The sequence below is a fragment of the Acetobacter farinalis genome (assembly GCF_011516935.1).
Lineage (GTDB): Bacteria > Pseudomonadota > Alphaproteobacteria > Acetobacterales > Acetobacteraceae > Acetobacter > Acetobacter farinalis.
In genome coordinates, this window is the sequence record NZ_WOTF01000007.1 from 1 (window position 1) to 25,032 (window position 25,032).

Sequence of the window (25,032 nt, forward strand, 5' to 3'; positions counted from 1 at the left end):
TCTTCAACATCAAAGAAACCAGTCTGCTTCATGATCCATGCCCCCAATCAACTCAAGGGAAATGGAATCACAGAGCAGCTCTCAAAACCAGGGGGTTTTTCGAACCCTCCAGATGATGTAATCAGGAAAATTCAGGATTACAGGGAAAAAATAACCTCTTCGAACAGAAGCGAAGAAGAAATACAACGCCTGACAGATGAGGCGGATCAGTCCATCAAGGAGATGGATAAGACGCTGTGACTTGGCCGATAGTTGTGGAGAGAGGGTAAGGAAGCCTTGTCTCACTGTTGGGGGAATCGGAGACCGCATTCTTTAACGGGATTAACACGGTGGGTAACGCCTGCTTGTTCCGATTAAAAGGAATCCAGAGTTACAGATTTTGATTTTATGCCTGAGTCTGGATAGTGGTTGCAAAATATATAATAAAATAAATTAAATATTATCATAATAAATAAATGATCAAGTGGAATAGTAATGAAAAAAATTGCATGGTTTTTATTTTATAACGGATAAGAGTAATGGAAATATTCAAAAATGAAATATTTTAAGGTTATAAATTATATTTATCCCGTTAAGGGCATAGGAAGCAAAATCAAAAAACGAATTATGAAAAAATAACTCTATTTATTAAATAAATAATGAAATCTTTTTAAAATCAAAATGAATCAAAAACACGTATTTATTTTATTTGTTGTTAATTATCCATCAATTCATCCAGATTTTTATTGTTGCATTCAATAATATGTGTGGGGTTACGGTTGAGTTTTTCTTGATCCGTGTATTTTTTTAGAATAATAAAAAAAATGTAATGTTTAGATGTTGGATCAGAGATGGGCTTCACAGAAATTCTTTATAACGGGAATGACACTGTCGTTCATTTTCATGCTGGCGCTGAAGATTTTGTAATAATAACGTTTATGGGGCTGTATCATGAAGAAGATGCAGAGGACACCTATTTTCTTAAACCTATTGCTGAAAAATTGAATTATACATGTATTGGAATAACAACTAAGAAGCAAAATTGGTATGTTTCTTCGGAGATGGAAGAAGTTATTTCTATATGTAGAAGTATGACAGAAGGAAAGAAAGTAATAACTTTTGGTCCGTCTATGGGGGGGTATGCCGCCATTAAATATTCAAATAGACTCAACGCTGATTATGTCTTGGCTTTGGCACCGAAGTTTAGTATTTATCATGAAGACTGTAGTCTTCCAGAGCATTATACGCAATATATAAAAGAATATATGAAAGATATGGCCATAAAGCCAGAAGACACAAAAGGTGAAATTTATATTTGTTATGATCCTAGCGAGGAGGTGGATAATTTTCAGGCCTACGAAACGTCTCGGCGCTGCAAGTCATCCGTTCTTATCCCTGTTTTTTACGCAGGGCATATCGTGATTGATAGCTTGATTGGCGTACAGTCAATTAAGACTATAATGGAGTGTTTTGATTTCCAAGATAATAAAAAAACAACAGAAAAACTAACAAGAAGAATAAATAATATAAGGAGAAAAAATAACAATAATATCATTAATAAAATTTACAGAGAAGGAAGGAGTAAGCCTAGTTTAATTTATAATATTCTGATGTCTGATAAATTTTCAAATAAAAAAAGAAGTTCCGATGTGTATAATGATTTAGGACTTATGGGGGGAGTGTGTTTCGAATTGGCAAATAGAAATGAAATTATCAAAGCTCAGATATTAATTAATTCTATGAATTCATTCTTAATAAGAAATATTTTTTCATGTTCGGATTTTTTGTGGTGGAGTCATTTAGATAAAGGGGTTTTGATTACCACGCACGGATCTCAGATTTATTATGATCCCAAGACGCGTAGTCTTTGTGCAGCTTCTCTTTTAAGGACCCCTGAGGGAATGATGCCTGTAGGTATTGATTATGATGATGGAATGCCATGCCTTTGTGCGCAAAGTAATGGACGGATTTTTAGTCTCTATAAAGAGCCTGAATCTGCATTAATACATCTTTCGGTTGGTGAAAAAAAAGGTAATATATTTTTCTCGCCAGATAGAAATCCAAGCTTTTGTTTCTTGGAGGAGGGAGGGTATTTAAGGTGCTGGCCGGAAAATATAATAGATTTTGAAGCCCAAGAAGTTAATGACTGGGAAAAGATAGCATTTATTCCACCTTTACGTGACAATAGAATTCGTGGAAGTTAAAGTTGTAGAAGTTATGAGTGATTTTTGGTGCAGTGATGGATGTTTTACGTCCTTTTGTGTGCCAGCGTTGTGAAAAATACGCAGGGTCGTTTTATTACAAGACTCACCGATAGGGCTTTCTGCATTTTTGATCATTGTATTGAAAAATTTAAGAAAATTTCTTTAAAAAGTATAATATTTTTAAATCCATACAGGAAAGGCCTCGTGTTGGAGTTGGGTGTTGGTGCCTCATGGGGAGTGCAGATTTCTGCTGTTACCGCTTTGATTTAAACGCATCTGTAGAGTTTATTTCAAAGAGGAATGATAATCGCGGAAATTCTGGCAGTTTGCGGAAGTCTATCGATATCAATGAAGGTTTAATGAGGGGAAACCACTCATCCCCCGACTGTGGTGGACCTGTATGGGGCCTTCCACGGATGGGGGTGGTGTCCGCGACGGGATTCGAACCCATGGCCCCAGGATTCATCCCACTTCGGCTTTCACCGCCGCCTGGTTTCGTCCCCCTTCAGGGGCCGGGCGTTCGTGGTCTGGACTGTCCCTTTGCCGTAAGCCTTTTCAGGCTCGTAGGCACCGCCCGTCCAGTCTCTACACCTTCCGGCTCCAGCGTGGCGGAGCGCGGCTTGGCTCGGGATCGGCACGGCCAGAGATGGCCAGAGCGTTCCCCGAATTTGAGCGGATACACCATGGGGTTTCCCGTCATGGCGCCCAATTACCTTAGGAATCCTGTGCTCTATCCTGCTGAGCTACGCGGACACACCCTGTTGTCTATACTGAAAGCATCCCGCCGGAGCAAGGGCGCAGGGTTCAGCGCCGAGCTGCCAGTGCCGCACGGGCGGCCAGCCCCGCCACGTAGCGTTTGCACAGCAGGGTATCCGGCGCGCCGGTCTGTTTGCAGGAGAGTTCCAGCGCCTGTGTTTCCTGCACGGCTTGGGTAAGGGCTGGAAGCGTCCAGAGTTCTGCTGCCCGGTTAAAACCGTTGGCGCGTTTGAAAAAAACAGGAGGCCGCAAGACCTTGATGGCATCGCTCCGGCTGGCGCCATCCGCCATGGCCGCCCGCACCCGCCGCAGGCGGTGCAGGTGGGAGAGGAAGGCCCGGGCAATGGCAATCGGGCTGGTGCCTTCCGCCAGAGCGCGCTCAATGGCCAGATCGGCCTCCGCGCGGCGGCCTTCCATGGCGGCAAAGGCGGCGTCTTCCACAGAGACACTGCCCGCATCGCCAATGCAGGCATACAGATCTTCCAGGGAGAGTGTGCCTTTGTCCCCCGCATACAGGGCCAGCTTTTCCACTTCACTGCGGGCAGCGCCCCGGTCGGCCCCCAGTCGTCCTGTCAGCCAGTGCAGGGCATCCTGATCAATCCGCACGTTCCGGCTGGCCAGCATCTGGGTAATGGTGGCTTCAAGTGTGCGGCCTTCCTCCGGGTAGCACCCTACGCTGGCGCATTCGGGGTGCTTTTCCAGCAGGGCACGCAGTTTGGAGCGGGAGGGAAGGTCCGGGGCTTCCAGCACCACCAGGGTATCCGTGTTCTGCTCCAGAACATGCGTCACAGCTTTCAGCAGGGTATCGCCCACATCCCGCACACGCACCACGCGGCGGCCCCCCATAAGGGAAAAAGCCGTGGCTTCTTCTTCCAGCCTGTCGTGCGTCTCCTTGTCCAGCACGGCCACCCGGAACGGGTCATCCTTGCTGCCGGCAACCATCTGCGTGGCGGAGAGCGCGCGTTCACGGATCAGCCCCGTATCCTCGCCGTGCAGCAGGATGACCCGCCATGAGCCGGGGTCCCGGGTAACGCGCGGCAGGGTGCGGGCATCAATTTTCATGGGGCTGGTCCGTGCCCTCAGCCGTTACAGGCCACCGGTAGAGCTTGGGGCGCCACGGCCGGTTGCCATATCCGGAATGGCATCCGCACCTTCCTGCTCCATCGGGGTATCTTTTTCAGAATTCGGAATGGCGTTGGGAATGGGGTAGAACGCCTTGGGGCCCTGATCACGGCGCTCGGCCGGAGTGGCCTGCGTGCGGAGCCATGTTGAAACCTGCTGTGTCACCTGGTCGGCCAGTGCCTTGGCAATGCGGCCATTTGCGGTTTCTGTATTCAGGGTCTGGGCGAAATACTGTTCGTAGGTGGCTGTGTAGCCATCCAGCGCGGAGGCATCCCCCTGTGCGAGCAGTTTGGGAGACTGCTCCACGGTATAGAGCATCCAGTGGGCATGGCCGTTCATGCGGACACGGCCCGAGGTGTTATCCGCATGGATATCAATGGCTTCAGACCCGATGGAGGGCTGCACGACCAGCCGGTATCCTTGCGGGTCTTCCGGGCCATCACCCGCCATATCCTGCTGCAGGGCAAGGCGCACCTGCTGCCCCACACGCTCGGGGATATTGGCAACGTAGATGCGCTTGAGTTCCGCCTGAATCTGCGGGTCATGCGCGCGTTCGCCATAGAGTGGCTGAAAACCGCACCCGCTCAGCGCAAGAGGAGCCCCCAGCAGCAGGACTGCCAGAGAGCCGTTCAGGAAAATCTGCGGGGTGCGGGGTTTGAACATCAGCCTGCCGTTACAAAGTTGACGATACGGTTGGGCACATGAATGCGTTTGACAATTCTTTTGCCCTCCAGAAGCCGCGCCACGTTAGGCTCGGCTTCCGCGCGGGCAATCACGGTCGCGCTGTCTTCATCCGGTGCGGCGTCAATCTTGCCGCGCAGCTTGCCCATGATCTGCACGGCAAGTGTGACCTGCGTGGCGGCCAGCAGGCTCGGGTCCGCATCAGGCCAGGGCAGTTGTACCACCATAGGGCCTGCCGGTTCCATCTGGGCGAACATTTCCTCCGCCAGATGCGGCATCATCGGGGCGCACAACTGGCAGAGTGTGCGGGCGGCCTCGCGTCGGGCGAACGCCATGCCTGCGGCATCGGGTGTTTTTTCGGCGTCTGCCAGAGCGGAGGTCAGCTCATGGATACGGGCCACGGCCACGTTGATGGTGAAGGTTTCCAGCGCTTCCGTTACGGCGGCAACGGTGCGGTGGGTGGCGCGGCGCAGGGCATCTGCTTCCGGTGCGATCTCTGCCGGGCAGGTATCCTGCGCGGGCACATCCTGCGCCACGCTGCGCACAAGGCGGAACAGGCGCTGGGCAAAGCGGGCCGCGCCGGACACCCCGGCTTCCGTCCACTCCATGTCGCGCTCCGGCGGGCTGTCGGAGAGTACGAACCAGCGGGCGGTATCCGCGCCAAAGCGTTCGATAATGGCCACAGGGGCCACCGTGTTCCGCTTGGATTTGGACATTTTTTCCACACGGCCAACCGTCACGGCTTCTCCCGTGGCGCGCGCCACGACACCCTCCGGGCGGCTCTCCACTTCTTCGGGATACAGCCAGTTTCCGGCAGAGTCCTTGTAGCTTTCGTGGCTGACCATGCCCTGTGTGAACAGGCCGGCAAACGGCTCGCTCAGGTCCAGATGCCCGGTCTTGCGCATGGCGCGGGTAAAGAAGCGCGCATAGAGCAGATGCAGGATGGCGTGTTCAATCCCGCCAATATACTGGTCTACCGCCAGCCAGCCATCCGCGGCGCTGCGCACTGTCGGGGTGTCCGCATGCGGCGCGGTGAAGCGGGCAAAATACCATGAGCTGTCAACAAACGTATCGAACGTGTCCGTCTCACGCACAGCCGGTTTGCCGCAGCAGGGGCAGTCCACATGTTTCCATGTGGGGTGATGATCCAGCGGGTTTCCGGGTTTGTCGAACGTGACATCTTCCGGCAGCTTGACCGGAAGCTGGGCGTCCGGCACCGGAACGGCCCCGCAGCTTTCGCAATGGATGACCGGAATGGGGCAACCCCAGTAGCGCTGGCGGGACACACCCCAGTCCCGCAGGCGCCAGTTGACCACACCTTTGCCAACCCCCAGTTCTTCCAGCCGGGTGATAGCCTCCCTGCGGGCGTCTTCCGTGGAAAGACCATCCAGAAAGCCCGAGTTGATCAGGGTGCCATCGCCGGTGAAGGCGTTTTTGGTAATGACGAATTCGGCCTCGGTCTTGCCATGCGGCAGGACAACCGGCGTGACGGGCAGAGTGTATTTGTGCGCGAAGTCCAGATCGCGCTGGTCTCCGGAAGGGCAGCCAAACAGCGCACCCGTTCCGTAATCCATCAGCACGAAATTGGCGATCCAGATTGGAAAGCTCTTGTCCATGAAGGGATGATTGACGCGCAGACCTGTATCGAAGCCGCGCTTTTCAGCCGTTTCCACTGCTTCCACCGAGGTGCCGAGGCGGCGGCATTCCGCAATGAACTCAGCCGCTTCCGGATTGCTCTGTGCAACCCACGCTGCCAGCGGATGGTCAGGCGCAATGGCCAGAAAGGACATGCCGAAGAGCGTATCCGGGCGGGTGGTGAAAACTTCCACCGCGTTCAGGTTGCTCTCCAGCCCCTGCGGCGGCTGATGCAGGGAGAAGGTGATATGCGCCCCTTCTGAACGGCCAATCCAGCGTTCCTGCATGGTGCGCACGCGGTCCGGCCAGCGGTCCAGCGTTTTCAGGCCTTCCAGAAGATCCTCAGCGAAATCGGTGATCTTGAGGAACCACTGGGAGAGCTTCTTTTTTTCGATCAGCGCGCCGGAGCGCCAGCCGCGCCCGTCCACCACCTGTTCGTTCGCCAGCACGGTCTGGTCTACCGGGTCCCAGTTCACCCAGCTTTCCCGGCGCTCGACAAGGCCTGCCTGAAGGAAGTCCAGAAACAGTTTTTGCTGCTTGCCATAATATTCAGGCAGGCAGGTGGCGATTTCGCGGTCCCAGTTCAGGGAGAAGCCAAGGCGCTGGAGGGTGGCGCGCATGGCGGCAATGTTTTTGAGTGTCCAGTCCTGCGGGTGGACGCCGCGTTCACGCGCCGCGTTTTCCGCCGGCAGGCCAAACGCATCCCACCCCATGGGGTGCAGCACGGCATAGCCACGGGCGCGCTTGTACCGCGCCACCACGTCACCCAGCGCATAGTTCCGGACATGGCCCATATGGAGCTGGCCGGAGGGGTAGGGAAACATTTCCAGCACATAGTATTTGGGCTGATCGGCCGGGGGGACATCCGGCACGGTGAAGACACCGGCATCATCCCACGCTTTCTGCCACCGGGGCTCAACGGTCTGAAAATCGAAGGCAACCCCTGTGGAGGAGGGCGCCGAGGTGCTGGGCGTGCTGGCAGGCTGTGTCATGGAACTCGCGCGGGTGATTTTGAAGGCGGGGAAAACCGGCCCTCAGCGGGCCGGAACGGCGGGGTAGCCGGGAGATCAGTCGTCCCGGTTGCCGTTATCTGCGCGCAGCTTGCGTGCGCGGGAGAGAATGCGGGCCGCAATGTCAGAGGCCGTGTTGGCGGCGGGCGGTGTATCCACCCATTCGCCGCCCTGCTGGACCTGCCGGAAAACCGTCAGCCTCAGGGCATCGGAGCGCATGCGGCGGTCAAGAATGAACGCCGTTATCTTGAAGCGCTCCCCATGGGCCGCGGGCGGGGTGTACCAGTCTGTCAGGATAATGCCACCCTCCGCATCCGCCGAGGAAACCGGCATGAAGGAGAGCGTATCCAGCGTTGCGCGCCACAGATAGGCGTTTACGCCGCCTTTCAGCACGTCCTCCCCACCCGATGCGCCACGGTCTTCATGCAGAAGGTGGTTGCGCGGGGAGGTCAGGCCATTGCTGGTGCGGTGGCCGCCGCCGAAGCAGGCGGTGAGCAGCAGCAGGCTGGAAAGGGCGGCACCAGACAGCCAGAAAGAAGACCGGGAGCCGCGGGAGGCAGAACCGGAAGCGGGCGGGCAGGGCATGAGACGACGTGGCATAATGTCGATACGGCTCCTTCGGCGGCGGGGCGCCGATGTTCCCCGGCCTGCCGCTGCGCAGGATCAGGTCCGGTTCATGGTCGAATGGGTCTTGGTTCTCTTCATATCCTGTCGGGGCAATCCCGCCAAGCGTCTGCTTGCGCTCTCGGCGGGCCGGGGGCGCAGGGGGGCGTGGTCCTGAAGCAGGAAGCCGCCTTTTTTCAGGGCTTCCAGAACGAGTTTTACCATATGCGGTGGCAGATACGCGTAATGGGCTTCAATCCGTGCGGCGGTCAGGTCCGGTTGCAGCAGGCAGAGGCGCTCGGCATATTCCTCAGCCAGATCATGCTGGTCGAGAGCAGAGGCCGCAGCCAGGGCCGGCAGCAGGATGGCGGTGCGATTCGGGTTGGTAATCAGAATGTTCCGGGCTTTTTCCAGTGCCAGCGTGTGCTGTCCGGCCAGAAAACAGGACAGGACCAGATTGGGGTCCGCGGCTGTCGTCATGGGCATGAACGGCAGCATGTTGAAAAAGTCCGTGTAGATGCGCGCGGCTGTTGTGGCATCGCCACCGGTCAGGGCGTGCAGCCCTTCCAGCAGAATAAACTGGCTGTCCCGCGGGTCCGGGGTTTCGGCTTCCATCTGCTGGAGCAGGGCAAGGGCTTCCTCCCGCCGCTGCATGTACAGCAGGCTGACGGCCAGAAGGAAGCGTGCGCTCATGCTGGTGGGGACGAGCGCGAGGTTCCGGCGCATCAGGTCAACAATAGGGACCATCAGGCTCGCCAGCGGGGTATCCCACTGCTCAAAGGCCTGAAGCAGCAGGTACTGGCCATGCACAAACAGGATGAACGCTTCCTCCGGGGCGCGTTTTTCCGCCTGATGCAGGAGTTCATCAATGGAATGCGCGATGGCCGGGTCATTCCGCAGGCTGAGGTTGAAGGCCCGCAGTGCCATGCCGATAGGAGCCAGTTCGGCCAGCGGCTTGCTGCCGAGCCTGCGGGATTCCGTCATCAGCAGGGTCCAGACCAGCACGGAAGAAATGCGGTTGGACAGGCGGATCAGCATATCCTGCGTGAAGGCCAGCCTGTAGCCCCAGACAATGGCCCCGTTCAGGCGGGTGTCAAAGGCTTGCAGGGTCAGGTGCGGTTTGCCGTCCTGCTGGGATGTCAGCGTGACGCTGAGGATAAAATCCGTATCCTTCTGCCGGAAAATTTCCAGATCTTCCGGTGTGGCGGACGGGAAGCGCTGCGGCAGCATGATGACATCAAGAATCTCGTGCCGCGCCATGGACAGGCACAGTTCATCCCGAAATTCTTCCGCAAGGCTGATCACGGCCTGATCTGTCACGTTGTCCGGGCAGGAGAGGAACACCAGGGTGCTGATATGTTTGCTGCCGTGCAGCGCCGCGCGCGCCGGGGGGGCGTGCTCGGGTTCCGCCGGGCTGGTGGTCTCTGCCCAACGGGGCAGCGCGCGGTCTTCCTGCCGGGAGACGAGGCGTGTGCCCTTGTAATGTGTGCTGCGGATTTCAGAAATCAGCCGCATGGTCTCTTCCCCCGGAGGGGCGCCAACGGTTTCCTGAAAGGCGCGGATGCAGGTTTCAGCGCTCAGCAGCGCCGCACCCTGCTCACCACACAGCGTTTCGGAGAAAATGCGTGCACGCCATGCGCCTTCATGCAGCGGCTCCATGCGCAGCAGGCGGCGGGCGGCTTCTCGTGCTGTCGTTGGTTCCGGCGTTGTGGCCAGCAGGGCCTCAAGCTGGTGCAGGATATGCTGGCGCAGGCGGGTGCGCTGCTCGGCCAGCCATACGCTGAAGGCCGGGTCCACGGCTGTCAGGTTTTCCAGCAGGGCCGCCGGGGCTTCGGGCAGATTCAGCACATTGCCGGGGGTGCTTGTCATGAAGCGTTCGGCATCCACACTGGTCAGCCCCGGCAGCAGCGCCAGAGACTGGCGCTGCACGTCCAGCACAGGCACGCCCAGCGGGCTGAGTGTTTCCTGCAGGCGGTGGATTTCCTGCCGGAGGGAGGCGCGGGCCTGCTCGGAAGATCTCTGGCTCCACAGCAGTTCCGCAAGCCGTGTCCGGGCGACGGGCCTCCGGTCAGACAGCGCGAGAATAGCCAGCAGTCCTTTGGTTTTCGTGCCGTTTGGGAGCAGCGAATCATCAGCAAGAGAGGTTACATCCATGTGGCCCAGAAGGCGCACGCGCAGGATGGCAGTTTCAGTCTTGTGAAACCCAGGTCTGTTTACAGTGGGCATGAGTCACGGTGTCCGTTATTTATAAACGCGTTATGCAAGAGTTATCCGTGGTAATGTCGGCCGATTGTGGCCGCGTTAAGGTATGCTTTACAGGAAATATAGTCCTATAAGAAAAACCTTAACAAGGAATAGAAAAAAATTACTGATCAACAACCAGTATACAGGCCAGGCCTTGCTGGCGGAGCTGTGAGCAGATTGGCCCTGTCTGCGTGACGGAAAGGCCAGCCAGCCGTGTGCGCCAGACCTGGCGGCCATCGGCGGCGGAGATCAGTTCAATGCGGTTGACGGCACTGGCCAGACTGTCGGAGGACTGTCTGGCAAGGGCTGCGGCCTGCATGGCGCGTTCCTGTGTGGAGAATGCGCCAATCTGGATCATGGCGTTCCCGCCTGTGTCCTGCTGCCAGAGTGTGGCGGCGGCAGGCGCCTGATAAGGTGTCTGCTCAGCGGCGGTTGCCACGGCTGGCGCTGTCAGGTCCGGGTCTGTCCCGGCTGCGGAGGAAACGGCGATGCCTTCTTCATCCACCCCGGAAGGGGCGGGCAGGGCAGGAGAGTCGGGCGCGCTCCCTGATACATTTTCAGGCACCTGCGGGGCGGCAGGAAGGGCGGGGGCCGGGCTGTACGCCATTTCGGTGGTGCGCAGGGTGGCCGGAACAGGGTCATTCAGATGCGGGCGGACAGACGCCAGATAGGTCCGCGCATAGGAAGGCAGGGAGGCCTTCCCTCTGCGGTGGTTTTCCGCGCATTGTGGCCCGCAGCTATAGGCCACCAGAAAATTGGGGGAGCCGAAGCGCTCATACAGTTCCCGGATATAGGCGCTGCCCGCCATGATGTTGTCATGCGGGTTATAGGGGTTTGAGCCCAGATGGTAGCGCCTTGCCAGTTCCCGGTAGGTATCAGGTTTAATCTGCATCAGCCCCACCGCCCCATGAATGGAGCGGGTCAGCCGGCCATGCATATATTGGTGCCCGCCCGATTCCTGCTGCATCACCGCCCGTATCCATGCCTGAGGGATGGCAAAGCGTGTCGAGGCTTCCTGAATATAGGGGCTCCATTGGTTGACGGCGGCACCGGGTGGCGCGGAGGGCTGGCGGGCTGGCCCCGCGCAGGCGGCAAGCGTTGCCAGACCGCCCAGACACAGCGCGGGAAGCGCTCGCTTTTTCTGCCGGGAGGACCTGCGGTGCTGAGAAATCGGAACCATGGCGGCATGGTGCCCCTGCTGAAAGCCGGATGCAATCATAACATGAGCAGATCGGGGCATTGTGACCTGAAAACAGGGCGGCCGGCAGCAGTAATCAGCGTGACCTGTGGCCGTTTTTTCTCTCGCTGTTCTGGTGGATATTGTGGGCAATCTCACGCATCAGGTCCGGGTTGGTGCGCCTGATCTGCCCCGCCCGCAAAATGCTGGCAGCGGTATTGCTGGGCGTGGTTTCCCATTTTTCCAGAAATTTCAGATCGGAAAGGCTCTCCCGCCCATGGCGGCGCAGGGCACGGCGGGCGGCGGTGGTGCGTATTGTCAGAGCAAGTTCCGTCTTCATGAGCATAGTCTGGGTCCTGTGAGCTGTCTTGTCGTGCTGCAGGCTGCGTCTGGCAACCGCTTCCCCGGGCGTTCGGGCACGGCCTCCTTACAAAAGGATGGTGCGCCGAAGAGGTCCTGATGGACCGGTGTGCGGAGGCACGAGAGGACGTATAATGTCCGTAAGACATGGAAGATTAGGGGTCTTGGTTGTCACTTTACTGTTATTGCGAGGGCTTTAACGCCCAACAATGTGTCATTTTAAAGAAAGCACTTAAAAAAATGATGAAGATTGAAGAGGAGTGTGAAGCCTTTTCCTGCTCTTCTTCGCGCGAGACTTAAGCTCCCGTCTTTTTCTGCTCGATATGTGCCCCGAGAGATTCGAGAGCAGCCCGCAGGGGGCCATCTTCCATGTCCGGCAGATGGCACGGGCGCGTGGTGGGTTTCGGGGTGCGGCGTGCCGCCATGCGTTGCCCGGCGGCGGGGTCCTGCACAAACCGCAGGCGCGCGACCAGAGCCTGCCCGCACCATGTATTGATGCGGGAAATCAGGGCCTCTGAGAGATGTTGCAGCTCCATGGCCACAGGCCCCGCACAGGCAATGGTCAGGGTGCCGGTGGAGAGCTTGCGCGGAGTGGTGACAGCCGCATGGGCCGGCCCGACGATATCCGCCCAGTCCGTAAAAAGCTGCACACCGGCCGGAGAGCGTTTCTTGAAAGCGGGGGCTGTCACATTCGGCAGCAGGGCGGCCAGACTGCGGGCTGTCATGGCGCGGCGGGGTGGAGCCGGTGGCGCTTCAGCCTTGCGCCCGGTTGTCTTGCCGGAGGGACTCTCCTTCGTCATAACACTCTCCGTGAAAAAACCATCCGCCCGCCTCCTGCTTGACTGGTATGACAGACATCGCCGCTCCCTGCCATGGCGGGCCGAGGCGGAGGGGTGTGCTGAGCCATACCCTGTCTGGCTGAGTGAAATCATGCTTCAGCAGACAACGGTGAAGGCGGTTGGCCCCTATTACCACCGTTTTCTGGAAAAGTTTCCTACCGTGCAGGCGCTGGCGGCGGCGGAGCGGGATGATGTGCTCTCCGCATGGGCCGGGCTGGGCTATTATTCCCGGGCGCGTAACCTGCATGCCTGCGCGCAGCAGGTGGTGGCGCTGGGGGGCTTCCCGCAGGATGTTGCGGGCCTGCGCGCCCTGCCGGGCGTGGGCGCCTATACGGCGGCGGCCATTGCGGCCATTGCGTTTGGCGTGCCCGTTGTGCCGGTGGATGGCAATGTGGAGCGTATTACCGCCCGCCTCTTTGCGGTGGAAGAGCCTCTGCCCGCCTCCCGCAAGACACTGGCCAGACTGGCCGAAGGGTTGAATGACAGCCCGGAAGCGCAGGCGCGCCCGTCTGACTTTGCGCAGGCACTGTTTGATCTGGGGGCTTCCCTGTGTTCCCCGCGTGCCCCGGCCTGCGGCCTGTGCCCGTGGCGGGAGAGCTGTGCGGCACACAAGGCCGGTATTGCGGCCACTCTTCCGCGCAAGGCCCCTAAAGTGGCGCGGCCTGTGCGATACGGCGCGCATTTTCTGGCGCTGGATGCGGCCGAGCAGATACTGCTGCGCAAGCGGCCCGAAACCGGCCTGCTGGCCGCCATGACGGAACTGCCCGGCACGGACTGGCGTGCGGACCCGTGGCCGGAAGCCGAGGCTTTGTCACAGGCCCCGCTCACAGCGGACTGGCAGGCCTGCGGTGTGGTCCGGCATGTCTTTACGCATTTTACACTTGAGGTGACGGTGTATGCCGCACGGGTGCGGCACTTTTCCAATCAGGCTGCGCAGGCGGGGTTTCTGGCCCCGGCCAGCGGGGTTGGGGGGCTTGCGTTGCCCTCTGTCATGCTCAAGTGCATAAGGCTTGGACTCAAGGCGCTGTAAGAGGTCTCATGGTCTTCCACCACATTCCCCCCCGCAAGCATCCGACTGGTAAAGCGCGGTATGAAGGCCGCCCCGGGATCCTGCTGCTTAATCTGGGCACGCCGGAGGATACCGGGTATCGGGCCGTGCGCCGCTATCTTTCCGAATTCCTGTCCGACCGGAGGGTGATTGAAGGCTCTCCGCTGCTCTGGCAGCCCATCCTTCAGGGGGTGGTGCTGACAGTCCGCCCCGGCAAGAGTGGCAAGGCGTACGCGCGCATCTGGGACAAGTCGAACAATGAAAGCCCCTTGCGCGGCTATACGCGCCGGCAGGCCGACGGGCTGAGGGCACGGTTTGAAGCGGATGATGTCCCGGTTGTCTGGGGCATGCGCTACGGGACGCCCTCTGTGGCATCAGGCGTGCGGGAACTGCTGGAGCTGGGGTGTGACCGTATTCTGGCCATGCCGCTTTACCCGCAATACAGCGCCACCACCACGGCTACGGCCAATGACCAGCTTTTCCGTGCGCTGATGAAACTGCGCAACCAGCCCGCCGTCCGCACGCTTCCGCCTTTCCCGGACAATGCCAGCTATATCGCGGCGCTGGCCGGTTCCGTGCGCAAGGCTCTGGCCACTTTGGACACACCGCCACAGATGCTGGTGGCCTCGTTCCACGGGCTGCCGAAAGACTATGTGGACAAAGGCGATTCCTACCTCGCGGAGTGCCAGCGGACCGTCAAGGCCCTGCGCGAGGCACTGGGGATGGATGAGCAGACCCTGCCGCTCACGTTCCAATCGCGCTTTGGCCCAACCAAATGGCTGGAACCGTATACGGCTCCGTTTATTGCTGCCCTGCCAGCGCGGGGCGTGAAGCGCATTGCTGTCATCACGCCGGGCTTCATCACGGACTGCATTGAAACGCTGGATGAAATTGGCAACGAAGTCTGTGAAGATTTCATCAAGGCGGGAGGGGAGGAATTTACCCTCATCCCCTGCCTGAATGACAGTGCGGAAGCCGTGACGGTGCTGGAGCAACTCGCCCGGAATGAACTGGCGGGCTGGCTGTAAGCGGCGGCGTCACGCCGTCCGGCGTGGCGGCTTGAGGGTGGGGCGGTCTGTCTTCGCCGGGTAGAGGCACGGCTCGCTGGCGGCACAGCGCCAGCATTCCGGCTTGCGCGCCTTGCACACGTAGCGGCCCTGCAGGATCAGCCAGTGGTGGGAGTCGCGGATCATGTCTGCGGGAATGCGCCGCTCCAGAGCGGCTTCCACCGCTTCCACCGTTTTGCCGCGCCCAAGGCCCGTGCGGTTGGCCAGCCGGAACACATGCGTATCCACCGGCACGGTCGGCTGGTGAAACGCCACATTCAGCACCACATTGGCCGTCTTGCGGCCCACACCGGCCAGAGCTTCCAGCGCCTCGCGCGTGCCGGGCACCTCGCCGTTATGGTGCTCCAGCATCTGGCGGGAGAGTTCCACCACGTTTTTCGCCTTGTTGCGCCACAGGCCGATGGTGCGGATCAACGCCGCCACGCCCTCTTCCCCCAGCGCCACCATGGCCGCGGGGGTGGGGGCGGCGGCAAACAGGGCGGGGGTGACACGGTTGACGGAGGCGTCCGTCGCCTGCGCGGAGAGCACCACGGCAATCAGCAGAGTGAAGGGCGAGCTGTAGTGCAGCTCGGTTTCCGCATCCGGCCAGGCCCGCGCTAAGTCGCTCAGAAACTGGAGAATTTCGGGCGGTGTCATGTCCCGCGGGGCGATGGCCTTGCTGTCTGCTGTGGTGGCAGCCTCGGTGGGTGCCTTGCGAGGGGCCTTGCGGGGGGGCTCAGGGGGCGCTTCCGGGTGCACCGGTTTTGCGGTGCGGCGTTTGGGGGCGGGGGGTTTTGCGGGTTTTGCCGCTGCTCTGGCAGGGGCGCGAGTCTGTCTGGCCATAGGAAATTTCTACCGTGCGGGGCGTGCCTGCGTCTATCTCCGGGCGGCAGGAAAGGAGGCGGGTTATTTGCCAAATACCGGGGTGCGCGATACAGATGGACGAGTAGCCCTCAGCCGGGGCTGGCCAAATCCCTTCCTTATTTTCGGATTTTTCTGATGCCGTCCTCCTCTTCCGACGCGGGTCGTGCCGCGCGGGGGCCAAACCTGTTTGTTGATGTCCTGAAGTTTGTCATGCGCCGCTGGCTGGAATTTCCCCGCCCGCTGGCGGTGACTCTTGCCGGGGTGATGCTCGCGACCGTGCTGGATGTGCTGATGCCCGTTCTGGCCGGGCGTCTGGTGTCCGATGTGGCGCAACCTGCGGCGGATTCCGGCCTGAGTCGTGATGCGCTGTGGATGCTGGCCGGCATGGCGGCCTGCGGTATCGGGAACGTGCTGGGCAAGCGTGCGGCCTATCTGGGCATTACGCATCTGAGCACGCGGGTCATGCAGAAAATTGCCGTTCAGGCGTTTGCCCATGTCCAGCGGCTTTCAACGGACTGGCATGCCAACACCTTCGCAGGCTCCACCGTGCGGCGGCTGACGCGCGGCATGTGGGCGGTGGACATGCTGGATGACACACTCCTGCTGATGCTCATTCCCGAAGTCTGCCTGCTGCTGCTCACCACGGTGGTTCTGGCATGGCACTGGCTGTTTATGGGGCTGCTGCTGGGCGTGCTTTCCGTGGTGTTTATCACCTGTTCCAGCCTGCTCACGCTGCGCTACGTGGCCCCCTCCGCCCGGGAGGCCAACCAGTGGGACAGCAAGATGGGGGCTGCTCTTGCGGATTCCATCACCTGCAATGCCGTGGTGAAGGCTTTTGGTGCGGAAGAGCGGGAAGAAGCGCGGCTGATGCAGGTTGTGTCCGAATGGAAGAAGCAGACCTGCCACACATGGACACGCGGCACCAACAGCGCGACCATTCAGAACCTGATGGTTACAGCCCTGCGGCTTGTGCTGGCCGGAGCCGCTGTCTGGCTGTGGCTGGGCGGCAAGGCCGGGCCGGGGGATCTGGCTTATGTTCTGACCATGACCTTTCTGGTGCAGGGCTACCTGCGCGATATTGGCCAGCAGGTGTCCGTTGTGCAGCGCTCCGTGAATGAGATGGAAGAGCTGATAGCCCTGTGGCGCACGGAACCGGGCGTGAAAGACCTGCCCGTTGTGCAGCCGTTTGCTATCCGCGAAGGCGAGATCCGGTTCGAGCATGTGTCCTTCCAGTATCCCGGACAGGCGCGGCCCATTTTTTCCGATCTCACCCTGAGCATTGCACCGGGCAGCCGTGTGGGCTTGGTCGGGCCGTCCGGCTCGGGAAAATCCACCTTCACAAAGCTGCTTCAGCGGCTTTATCCGCTGAATGGCGGGCGGATCCTGATTGATGGGGTGGATATCGCCACGGTCAGCCAGTCCCGCCTGCGGTCGGAAATTGCCATCGTGCAGCAGGAGCCCACGCTGTTTCATCGCAGTCTGGCGGAAAATATTGCCTATGGCCGCCCGGATGCCACGCAGGCGGAAATAGAAGAAGCCGCCCGGCTGGCGAATGCCTCGGACTTTATCAGCCGCCTGCCGGAAGGCTACAACACGCTGGTGGGGGAACGCGGCGTGAAGCTTTCCGGGGGGGAACGCCAGCGTGTGGCCATTGCCCGTGCCTTTCTGGCGGATAACCCCATTCTGGTGCTGGATGAGGCAACGGCCAGCCTTGATTCGGAATCCGAATCTCTGGTGCAGGACGCCATGCAGAGGTTGATGGAAGGCCGCACGGTAATTGTTATTGCGCACCGTCTGGCCACCGTGGTGGATCTGGACCGGATTCTGGTGTTCGAGCGCGGGCAGGTGGTGGAAGATGCCTCGCATGCCGAACTCGTGCAGAAGCCGGACGGGCTGTACCGCAGGCTGTATGATCTTCAGGCCCTGTAAAGGCTGAAGGGCCACCCCTGAAAATTCTTTTCCGCGGGAGGGAGCTTTTCACGGGGTGTCGGCGTTTCAGGGGTGTGCCAGCGCTCGGCTGGCGGTCCTGCTGTGTTTTTCGCGGCAGGCTCCTGTTGCAGGATCATCACACAGCAGGGGTAATACGAATAACTTCGTAATTGCTGGTATTACACTCAATCAAAAGTGGCATAAATAAACACGCAACATGTGTGTTTATTAAGTGTGTGGTTGAGGAGCGTTCTGCTGTGCGCAAAGGTTTTTCGTCAGAAACAGTTATCCGGGTTCGTTCAGCACGGCGAACAATGCCAGAATGCAGGCGGGGGTTTGCATCCGCCCTGCTGGCCGCCACACTTCTGTCCGGCTTTGCCGGAAGCGAGGCCCTTGCGGCGGGAGCAACGCAGGCAGGCAAGGCTGCCAGACATGCTACCACACGCGCGGCACAGCATAAGGCCACGCATGGGGGTGCCCGGACCTATGCTGCGCCGCAGGCGCGCAGTGTGCGCGCCACGGCCTCTCCCGCGGCCTCTTCCAGCCTTACCCCGCAGCAGGTTCAGTCTTTCCGCAGGGATGCGGCCCCCGCCGCTGTTGCGGCGGAAGGTGAGGAATCCGTGATTGTCACCGGCACGCGTGAAACAGGCCGGAAAGCGCGGGAAAGCCTTTCCCCCATTGATGTCGTGTCTGCCAAGCAGCTCAGCCAGACCGGCCAGCCCAACCTGCGGGAAGCCCTGGCCCAGCTTCTGCCCTCCCTCACCATGCCAACCGGCGGGTTTGACAGTGGCGCGCTGACAGACTCCATCAGCCTGCGTGGCCTGAACCCGAATGAAACACTGGTGCTGGTGGACGGAAAGCGCCGCCATACCACAGCCAATATCTATGCCGACCCCGGCCCGCAGCAGGGCTCCACGGCGGTTGATATTGACATGATCCCCATGGCCGCCATTGACCATGTGGAAGTGCTGCGTGATGGCGCGTCCGCCCAGTACGGGTCAGACGCCGTGGCCGGGGTGGTGAATATCATCCTCAAAAAGCAGGACCACGGATTTCATGCGGAATCCATTTCCGGCATTACCGCCGCCAAGGATGGCTTCCAGCAGGGCGTGTATCTGGATGGCGGGGCAAGGCTCGGCGAACGCGGCTTTGTGCATGTGAGCGGGGATTTCTATCATACCGATCACACCTACCGCAGCGCCCCGGATGCCCGGACCGGCCAGAAGGACAATAACGTGCTGGGCCAGCCCGAGCAGACGCGTGAAAGCGTTGCCATCAAGGCCGGGTATGACCTGACAGACAGCATTCAGCTTTACGGCACGGGTACCTATGCGCACCGGCATGCGGAGTCCTATCAGAACTATCGTCTGGCCAGCTCTCTGGCGAAATATCCCGGTTATGCCGCCATTTATCCGTGGGGCTATTCCCCGCTGGAAACCAATGAAGAAAATGATTTCGAGCTGACAGCAGGGGTCAAGGGAAAACTGGCTGGCTGGAACTGGGATCTTTCTTCAGTCTATGGCCGGGATTTTGATGATATCGGTCTGATTAATTCCGCCAATCTGGCGCTGGAGAAAAACACCGGTCGTACGCGTACACATTTTGATGTGCAGGGCTTTAACAATTCGCAGTGGAGCAACAGTCTCGATCTTTCGCGCAAGTTCCACTTCTCCGGCTGGCCGCATGACATCAACGTGGCCGGAGGAACCTCCTACCGGTATGAAAGCTATTCCATCGGCACCGGAGATGCCGCGTCTCTGTATGGCAGCGGGTCTGACGCCATGGCAGGCACCAACCCCGGCAATGCGGGCAATTTCAGCCGGGATGTCGTGTCTGGCTATGTCGATGTTGCAACCTCTCTGACACGCCACTGGCAGGTCGATCTTGCAGGCCGGTACGAGCACTATACAGATGTGGGTGATACCGAAACCGGCAAGATCGCCACACGCTATGAGGTTTCTCCGCGTCTTGCGTTCCGCGCAACGATCTCGACCGGTTTCCATGCTCCCACGCTGGCGCAGGAGCATTACAGCGCACTGGCTATCTCCCCCACGGCCGCGCGTGGCCTGATTGCCGTGAACTCTCCGGGCGCGCTGGCCAATGGTTCCTCTCCGCTCAAGCCGGAGCGTTCCACCAATGCCAGCGGCGGAATTGTCATGGAGCCGTTCCGCAAATTGCATGTGACAGTCGATGTTTATCAGATCAACCTGCGTGATCAGATCATGCCGGGCGGGCAGGTTTATGGTGCGCAGGCGGCGTCAGCCCTCACCATGAACGGCTTTGCCCTGCCGAGTGATGTGAATACATGGAGCCCGGCTTCTCTCTCCACCCACTGGTTTGCCAATGTGGCCAGCACTCGCACGCAGGGGCTGGACCTGACAGCAACCTACCCCACACAACTGGGCACTATCGGGCGGATCGACTGGGATGTCGCCATCAACCTCAACCGCACGCGCCTGACCCATCAGGGGACAGATGCGCAGGGAAATCCGCTGATGAATGCGCAGAGTATTGCGTATCTCACCACGGCTTATCCGCGCAGCAAGATGATTTTTGGCGGGCGTTTCACAAGCGGGAAATGGACAGTCGGGGTGCATGAAATCCGGTATGGCCAGACAACCTCCCAGCTCACTTATTACGGGGGTGCGGGCAACACCAGCTCCCTGTCCAGCACGGTGTTCAGAGAGTTCCATAACACACCGAAATTTATCACGAATCTGGAAGTGACATACCGCGTGCACCCCAGACTGGCGCTGACACTGGGTGGCAACAACATGTTTGATGCCCGCCCCAGCCGCGTGCCGGACAACAACCGCTATCTTGGCGCACCGCAATACTACATGAGCACATCCCAGCTTGGCATGAATGGCGGGTTCTATTACCTGCGGGGTGATCTCAGCTTCTAAGAAAGCGTAGCGCGACTTTTTAGAATGATCTGCTTTTGGTTGTGATATTTGGCCATGGTCCATGCGTTTTTCGTTTCTGGAGAACGCATGGATAAAGGCCCGGAACGGGTGTCTGGTCTATCTGACGGTTTTGGAAATCAGGCTGGGTCAGTCAGCATGTTTTCCTTTTTCTTGGTTTAAGAAAAAACGCCTGTGCGCACTGGATTTTCCAGTCTGCACAGGCGTTTTTTTGTTCTGGCAAGGGAGGCCCTTCCTTGCAGCAGGCAGGGTCAGATTTTGCGGGCGAGGGCCTCGAACACGCAGGCAACGGCTTCCGCGCCGGGGTCCGGCACGTTGGCCAGTTTGGCTTCCGGCACGTAGGAGGCGCGGCCCGCGTTTGCGCGGGTCATGTGTTTTGTGGCGTCTGCGCCAGCACGGGCGGCCTGTGCGGCGTCCGCCAGAGAGCCTCCGTCCGCCAGAACCGTCAAGGCCGGTTGCAGGGCATCAATCATGGTGCGGTCACCCGGTTTGGCTCCGCCATGCTGCTGCACGGCGTTCAGCCCTTCCAGCAGAGCCTTCTGCCATGGGCCTGTGCTGCGCCCTGCGGCAGAGAACAGGATGGAGAGCAGAACACCGCTGGACCCCCCGGCATGGCGCGCCAGAACTGCCCCGATCGTGGAGAGCAGCGGCAGAGGCTCGGCCAGAGGCAAGCGGTCTATCGTTTTCAGAATTTCCTGAGCGCCCTCTGCAAAGGTAGACCCGGCATCACCATCGCCAATCTGGGCATCCAGCGCATTCAGCGCGTCCTTGTTCTTGATCAGGGTTTCTGCGGCCAGCCGGATGGCAGCTTCGACCTTGGGGGAAGAGGAGGGCGGGAAGCGGAAAGTTTTCGGCAGTTCCGGCAGGGGGCGCACGGCGGGCGCTCCGAACGGGGCGGAACCCGGCCACGCCCAGGCTTCCACCGGTGCGTTCAGGGCTGTGCGGATGTCCTCATTCAGCGGGATGGCTGTCAGGGAAAAGCCATTCATATCCAGCGCTGTCATCATGGGGGCCGGGCCGATAATCAGATCAACCTGTTTGGCCAGATCGGTTTTGGCAAAGGATGTGAGCAGCAGTGTCATTTCAATGGGCGGTACGGCGCCCAGCATGTTCAGCAGCAGGCCGTAGCGCTCATGCTGGCCCGGTGGGTTTTTGGCCGGCAGGGCTTTGGAGAGGGTGTCAGCGGCCAGCGCCATCAGCGTATCAGCGTCAGCCAGTGCAATCTGCTGTGCGCCGGGCTCACCATGGATGCCCAGCCCGAGTTCCGCCTGGTCAGCCGCCAGACGGCTGGTGTGGGCGGGGTCATAAGCGTTGCAGTCGCTCAGGGAAAGGCCAAGGGAGGAAATGCGCGCGGCGGCAGCGCGGGCGCGTTCTGCCACACGGGCCAGAGGCTCGCCTTGCCGGGCCGCATGGCCGGCAATTTTATGCACCAGAAGAGTGCCCGCCAGACCACGGGCAAAGTGATTATCAGGCAGGGCAATATCATCCCCCACCACCACGGTTTCCACCTGATACCCCATACCCCGCGCCTGCTCGGCCGCCAGAGCGAAGTTCAGCCGGTCTCCCGTATAGCTTTTGATCACCAGCAGGCAGCCTGCCTTGCCGGTAACAGCCAGAATCCCTGCCAGAACAGCATCCACACTGGGAGAGGCGAAAACAGACCCGCAGATGGCGGCATCCAGCATCCCCGCCCCCACAAACCCCGCATGGGTGGGTTCATGCCCGGCCCCGCCGCCGGAAATAATCGCCACATGCTCCGGATTCCGCTCTTTTCGTATCACAACGCGGATGTCCGGATAGCCATCCAGTCGGCAGAGATGCTGGCCCATGGAGGAGCGGAGCAGACCATCCAGAGAGTCGCCTACAAGTGTTTCGCGAGTGTTGAAAAAGCGCTTCATGGATAATCTGCTCCCTCGTTGTGCTGAGTACAAGAGAGTTCAGACTAGTCCGGTTCCCCACGCATGTGGAATGGGGGGGACAGGCCGTGGCTATCAAATCAGGCCATCCGGCCCCGTGCGTCGGGGGTAAAACCCTGTGCCCGGGCAAGCCAAAACTGCGGGCTTTATGCGTTTTATGGCAGGATTATCCGGAAAGGCAGGGAGGCAGGGGTGTCCCGGTTTGTCCCGCTGCCATGAGAGGCCATCAAATGTTTGTTATTTCCAGACTCACCGTGCCGCATCGCCAGTTGATGCCCGTGTTGAGGTCTGTGTGCCGTGGTCCCTGTGCCGGGTGTGTCAGGCCCCCTGATGTCAGCCGCTCTCGCTGCGGTGCGGTGTCGGAAGCCTGAAGAGGCGAGAATGGGTCTAAGAGCGCCCGTTTCCGACTGTAATGAGAGGGGTTGGTGTAAACGGATAAAGAACTAAAAATAATCGGTGTTTTTTAGAAAATATGGTCTGCGGAGTTACTGAAGTCCGCGGTCTCTCCCCTCTGCATCTGGTGCAGAGGGGATAGGAGGGGCTTATTCAGCAGGAACGTAGACAGTGCCGCCAGCTTTGCGGAACTCTTCGTTCTTCTGCTCAATGCCCGCCATACGCACGGCATCTTCCTTCAGATCCTGACTGATCCGCATGGAGCAGAACTTCGGGCCGCACATGGAGCAGAAGTGAGCGGATTTGTGCGCTTCCTTCGGCATGGTTTCATCGTGATACGCACAGGCTGTATCCGGATCGAGCGAAAGATTGAACTGGTCCTGCCAGCGGAAGGAGAAACGTGCCCGGCTCAGGGCATCATCCCGCAGTTTTGCCGCCGGGTGGCCTTTGGCGAGGTCGGCGGCGTGGGCTGCAATCCGGTAGGTAATCACACCGGTTTTCACATCGTTGCGGTCCGGCAGGCCCAGATGTTCCTTGGGAGTCACGTAGCAGAGCATGGCAGTACCAAACCAGCCGATCATGGCCGCGCCAATGGCAGAGGTGATGTGGTCATACCCCGGAGCGATATCGGTGGTCAGTGGCCCGAGCGTGTAGAACGGGGCTTCACCACAGTCACGCAGCTGCTTGTCCATGTTTTCCTTGATCTTGTGCATGGGCACATGCCCCGGCCCTTCGATCATGACCTGGCAGCCCTTGGCCCAGGCAATCTGGGTCAGTTCGCCCAGAGTTTCCAGCTCGGCAAACTGGGCGGCATCATTCGCGTCCGCAATGCTGCCGGGGCGCAGGCCATCCCCCAGAGAGAAGGACACATCATAGGCGCGCATGATGTCACAAATCTCTTCAAAATGCTCATACAGGAAGCTTTCCCGATGCCCGTTCAGGCACCAGCTTGCCATGATGGAGCCGCCGCGGGAGACAATGCCCGTCACGCGGTTGGCTGTCAGCGGAACATGCTGGAGGCGAACGCCTGCGTGGATGGTGAAGTAATCCACACCCTGTTCCGCCTGCTCGATCAGGGTATCCCGGAACACTTCCCAGTTCAGTTTGCTGACATCCCCGCCCACTTTTTCAAGAGCCTGATACAGCGGCACGGTGCCAATGGGGGTGGGAGAGTTACGCAGGATCCAGTCACGAATGTTATGGATGTTGCGGCCGGTGGAAAGGTCCATCACGGTATCCGCACCCCAGCGGATGGACCAGACCAGCTTTTCCACTTCTTCAGCGGCGGAAGAGGTGACGGCAGAATTGCCGATATTGGCGTTCACTTTCACAAGGAAGTTACGGCCAATAATCACCGGCTCCAGTTCCGGGTGATTGATGTTTGCCGGAATAATGGCGCGGCCACGGGCAATTTCTTCCCGCACGAATTCCGGTGTCACGAAAGACGGAATGGCCGCGCCGAATGAGTCACCATCCGCAAGGCGGGCCGCGGCCTCATCCGCTGCTTTCAGGCGGCCGAGATTTTCGCGGTGCGCGACATAGATCATCTCTTCCGTGATCACACCGGCTTTTGCGAATTCATACTGCGTGACAGGCTGGCCGGCCTGCCCCTTCAGAACCGTGTGCGGGGCAGGGCAGGGGGCAACAAGCTGTTCGCCCTGTGCGTTGCCATTATCTTCCGGCTTTACCGCGCGGGGCGTGGCCTGAACCAGATTGCGCTTTGCCAGCCAGGGGGCGCGGGGCTTGGGCAGGCCGGCGCGCACGTCAATCTGTTCTGCCTCGTCCGTGTAGGGGCCGGACGTATCATACACGCGCAAAGGCGGTTCGTTGGCAGAGGGGTCCAGCAGGATTTCACGGAACGGAACACGGATGTCCGGCCGGTCTGCCGGGCTCGAATAGACTTTTCTGGAACCACGAATGGGGCCGGTTGTCACCTGGCCGGGGGCCGGGGCCGCTGTGTTGGCAGGTTTCGGGTTGCCGGTTACCGCCTGCGTGGCGGGTGTGTCAGTTCGGGTCATTAACGCTCTCCTCTGCCCAGAGGAGGACAGAAGCCGGAAGTGGCTCCGCTGCATGGGGGGACACGTATACAGCCCTGCAACGGCGAACGTCTTCTGGCACCAGTCCCTCCGCCGGTATGATCCGGATCAGGTTCCCCACCAGGTGCGGTATGCCTCTGGTGGCAGGGTCACCACGCGTTGCCCTTGCGGGACAGAGTGGCCTCTCAGTTCCTTGCCGGAACACCCCTTGGTCTCTTTGTGGCCCCGAGCAGATAGCGTTCCGGAGTGGTCTGTCAAGAAAAATC

General features: G+C 59.2%; 17 protein-coding genes. 6 read left to right on the forward strand and 11 right to left on the reverse strand.

All coding sequences use genetic code 11. The features are described 5' to 3' along the window. A partial coding sequence (locus tag GOB82_RS08025; RefSeq protein ID WP_206752399.1) for a hypothetical protein occupies window positions 1–240 on the forward strand: 240 nt, incomplete at its 5' end. A gap of 590 nt (window positions 241–830) precedes the next feature. Then, window positions 831–2,183, forward strand: a complete 1,353-nt coding sequence (locus tag GOB82_RS08030) for a hypothetical protein (protein WP_166121927.1) — start codon at window positions 831–833, stop codon at window positions 2,181–2,183. Window positions 2,184–2,987: 804 nt separating this feature from the next. On the opposite strand, the gene holA is transcribed toward GOB82_RS08030, so the two are convergent. The 8 genes from holA to GOB82_RS08070 all read right to left on the reverse strand — a co-directional run bounded on the left by holA (window position 2,988) and on the right by GOB82_RS08070 (window position 12,571). Beyond that, a complete protein-coding gene (gene holA, locus GOB82_RS08035; protein ID WP_166121929.1) occupies window positions 2,988–4,001 on the reverse strand; it encodes a DNA polymerase III subunit delta in 1,014 nt (337 codons plus the stop codon). Window positions 4,002–4,025: 24 nt separating this feature from the next. After that, window positions 4,026–4,724 (reverse strand): hypothetical protein, encoded by a 699-nt coding sequence (locus tag GOB82_RS08040; RefSeq protein WP_166121931.1) that lies wholly within the window; start codon window positions 4,722–4,724, stop codon window positions 4,026–4,028. Next, complete coding sequence (leuS, locus tag GOB82_RS08045; protein WP_166121933.1) at window positions 4,724–7,369, reverse strand: leucine--tRNA ligase; 2,646 nt, start codon at window positions 7,367–7,369, stop codon at window positions 4,724–4,726. The genes GOB82_RS08040 and leuS overlap by 1 nt, the downstream gene beginning before the upstream one ends. A 75-nt stretch (window positions 7,370–7,444) precedes the next feature. After that, the gene (locus GOB82_RS08050) at window positions 7,445–7,987 is read right to left on the reverse strand and encodes a DUF3576 domain-containing protein (protein WP_166121935.1); all 543 of its coding nucleotides are present in this window, start codon (window positions 7,985–7,987) and stop codon (window positions 7,445–7,447) included. Window positions 7,988–8,050: 63 nt separating this feature from the next. Next, entirely contained in the window at window positions 8,051–10,216 is a 2,166-nt protein-coding gene (locus GOB82_RS08055; RefSeq protein ID WP_166121937.1) for a BTAD domain-containing putative transcriptional regulator, read from the reverse strand. A gap of 139 nt (window positions 10,217–10,355) precedes the next feature. Further along, complete coding sequence (locus GOB82_RS08060) at window positions 10,356–11,414, reverse strand: transglycosylase SLT domain-containing protein (protein ID WP_166121939.1); 1,059 nt, start codon at window positions 11,412–11,414, stop codon at window positions 10,356–10,358. 94 nt (window positions 11,415–11,508) lie between these two features. Beyond that, the gene (locus tag GOB82_RS08065) at window positions 11,509–11,751 is read right to left on the reverse strand and encodes a hypothetical protein (protein ID WP_166121941.1); all 243 of its coding nucleotides are present in this window, start codon (window positions 11,749–11,751) and stop codon (window positions 11,509–11,511) included. A gap of 316 nt (window positions 11,752–12,067) precedes the next feature. Continuing rightward, a complete protein-coding gene (locus tag GOB82_RS08070) occupies window positions 12,068–12,571 on the reverse strand; it encodes a DUF721 domain-containing protein (RefSeq protein ID WP_242007276.1) in 504 nt (167 codons plus the stop codon). A 10-nt stretch (window positions 12,572–12,581) separates the two neighbouring features. Here GOB82_RS08070 and mutY point away from each other — a divergent pair, with 10 nt between their 5' ends. Both mutY and hemH read left to right on the forward strand, forming a co-directional pair. Then, window positions 12,582–13,640: an A/G-specific adenine glycosylase gene (gene mutY, locus GOB82_RS08075; protein ID WP_265794492.1), complete on the forward strand. Its 1,059-nt coding sequence runs from the start codon at window positions 12,582–12,584 to the stop codon at window positions 13,638–13,640. An 8-nt stretch (window positions 13,641–13,648) separates the two neighbouring features. Next, complete coding sequence (gene hemH, locus GOB82_RS08080; protein WP_166121945.1) at window positions 13,649–14,686, forward strand: ferrochelatase; 1,038 nt, start codon at window positions 13,649–13,651, stop codon at window positions 14,684–14,686. Between the two features lie 9 nt (window positions 14,687–14,695). On the opposite strand, the gene nth is transcribed toward hemH, so the two are convergent. After that, window positions 14,696–15,361, reverse strand: coding sequence for an endonuclease III (gene nth / locus GOB82_RS08085; protein ID WP_242007280.1), 666 nt, complete (start codon window positions 15,359–15,361; stop codon window positions 14,696–14,698). Window positions 15,362–15,703: 342 nt separating this feature from the next. Between nth and GOB82_RS08090 the strand changes: the two genes are divergently transcribed. Together GOB82_RS08090 and GOB82_RS08095 are read left to right on the forward strand one after the other, a co-directional pair. After that, window positions 15,704–17,497: an ABC transporter ATP-binding protein gene (locus GOB82_RS08090; protein ID WP_166121949.1), complete on the forward strand. Its 1,794-nt coding sequence runs from the start codon at window positions 15,704–15,706 to the stop codon at window positions 17,495–17,497. 314 nt (window positions 17,498–17,811) lie between these two features. Next, window positions 17,812–20,403, forward strand: a complete 2,592-nt coding sequence (locus GOB82_RS08095) for a TonB-dependent receptor plug domain-containing protein (RefSeq protein ID WP_194300417.1) — start codon at window positions 17,812–17,814, stop codon at window positions 20,401–20,403. Between the two features lie 269 nt (window positions 20,404–20,672). On the opposite strand, the gene GOB82_RS08100 is transcribed toward GOB82_RS08095, so the two are convergent. Together GOB82_RS08100 and thiC are read right to left on the reverse strand one after the other, a co-directional pair. After that, window positions 20,673–22,319, reverse strand: a complete 1,647-nt coding sequence (locus tag GOB82_RS08100; RefSeq protein ID WP_166121951.1) for a dihydroxyacetone kinase subunit DhaK — start codon at window positions 22,317–22,319, stop codon at window positions 20,673–20,675. Between the two features lie 560 nt (window positions 22,320–22,879). Further along, the gene (thiC, locus tag GOB82_RS08105; RefSeq protein ID WP_194300418.1) at window positions 22,880–24,748 is read right to left on the reverse strand and encodes a phosphomethylpyrimidine synthase ThiC; all 1,869 of its coding nucleotides are present in this window, start codon (window positions 24,746–24,748) and stop codon (window positions 22,880–22,882) included. Between the last annotated feature and the right edge of the window lie 284 nt (window positions 24,749–25,032).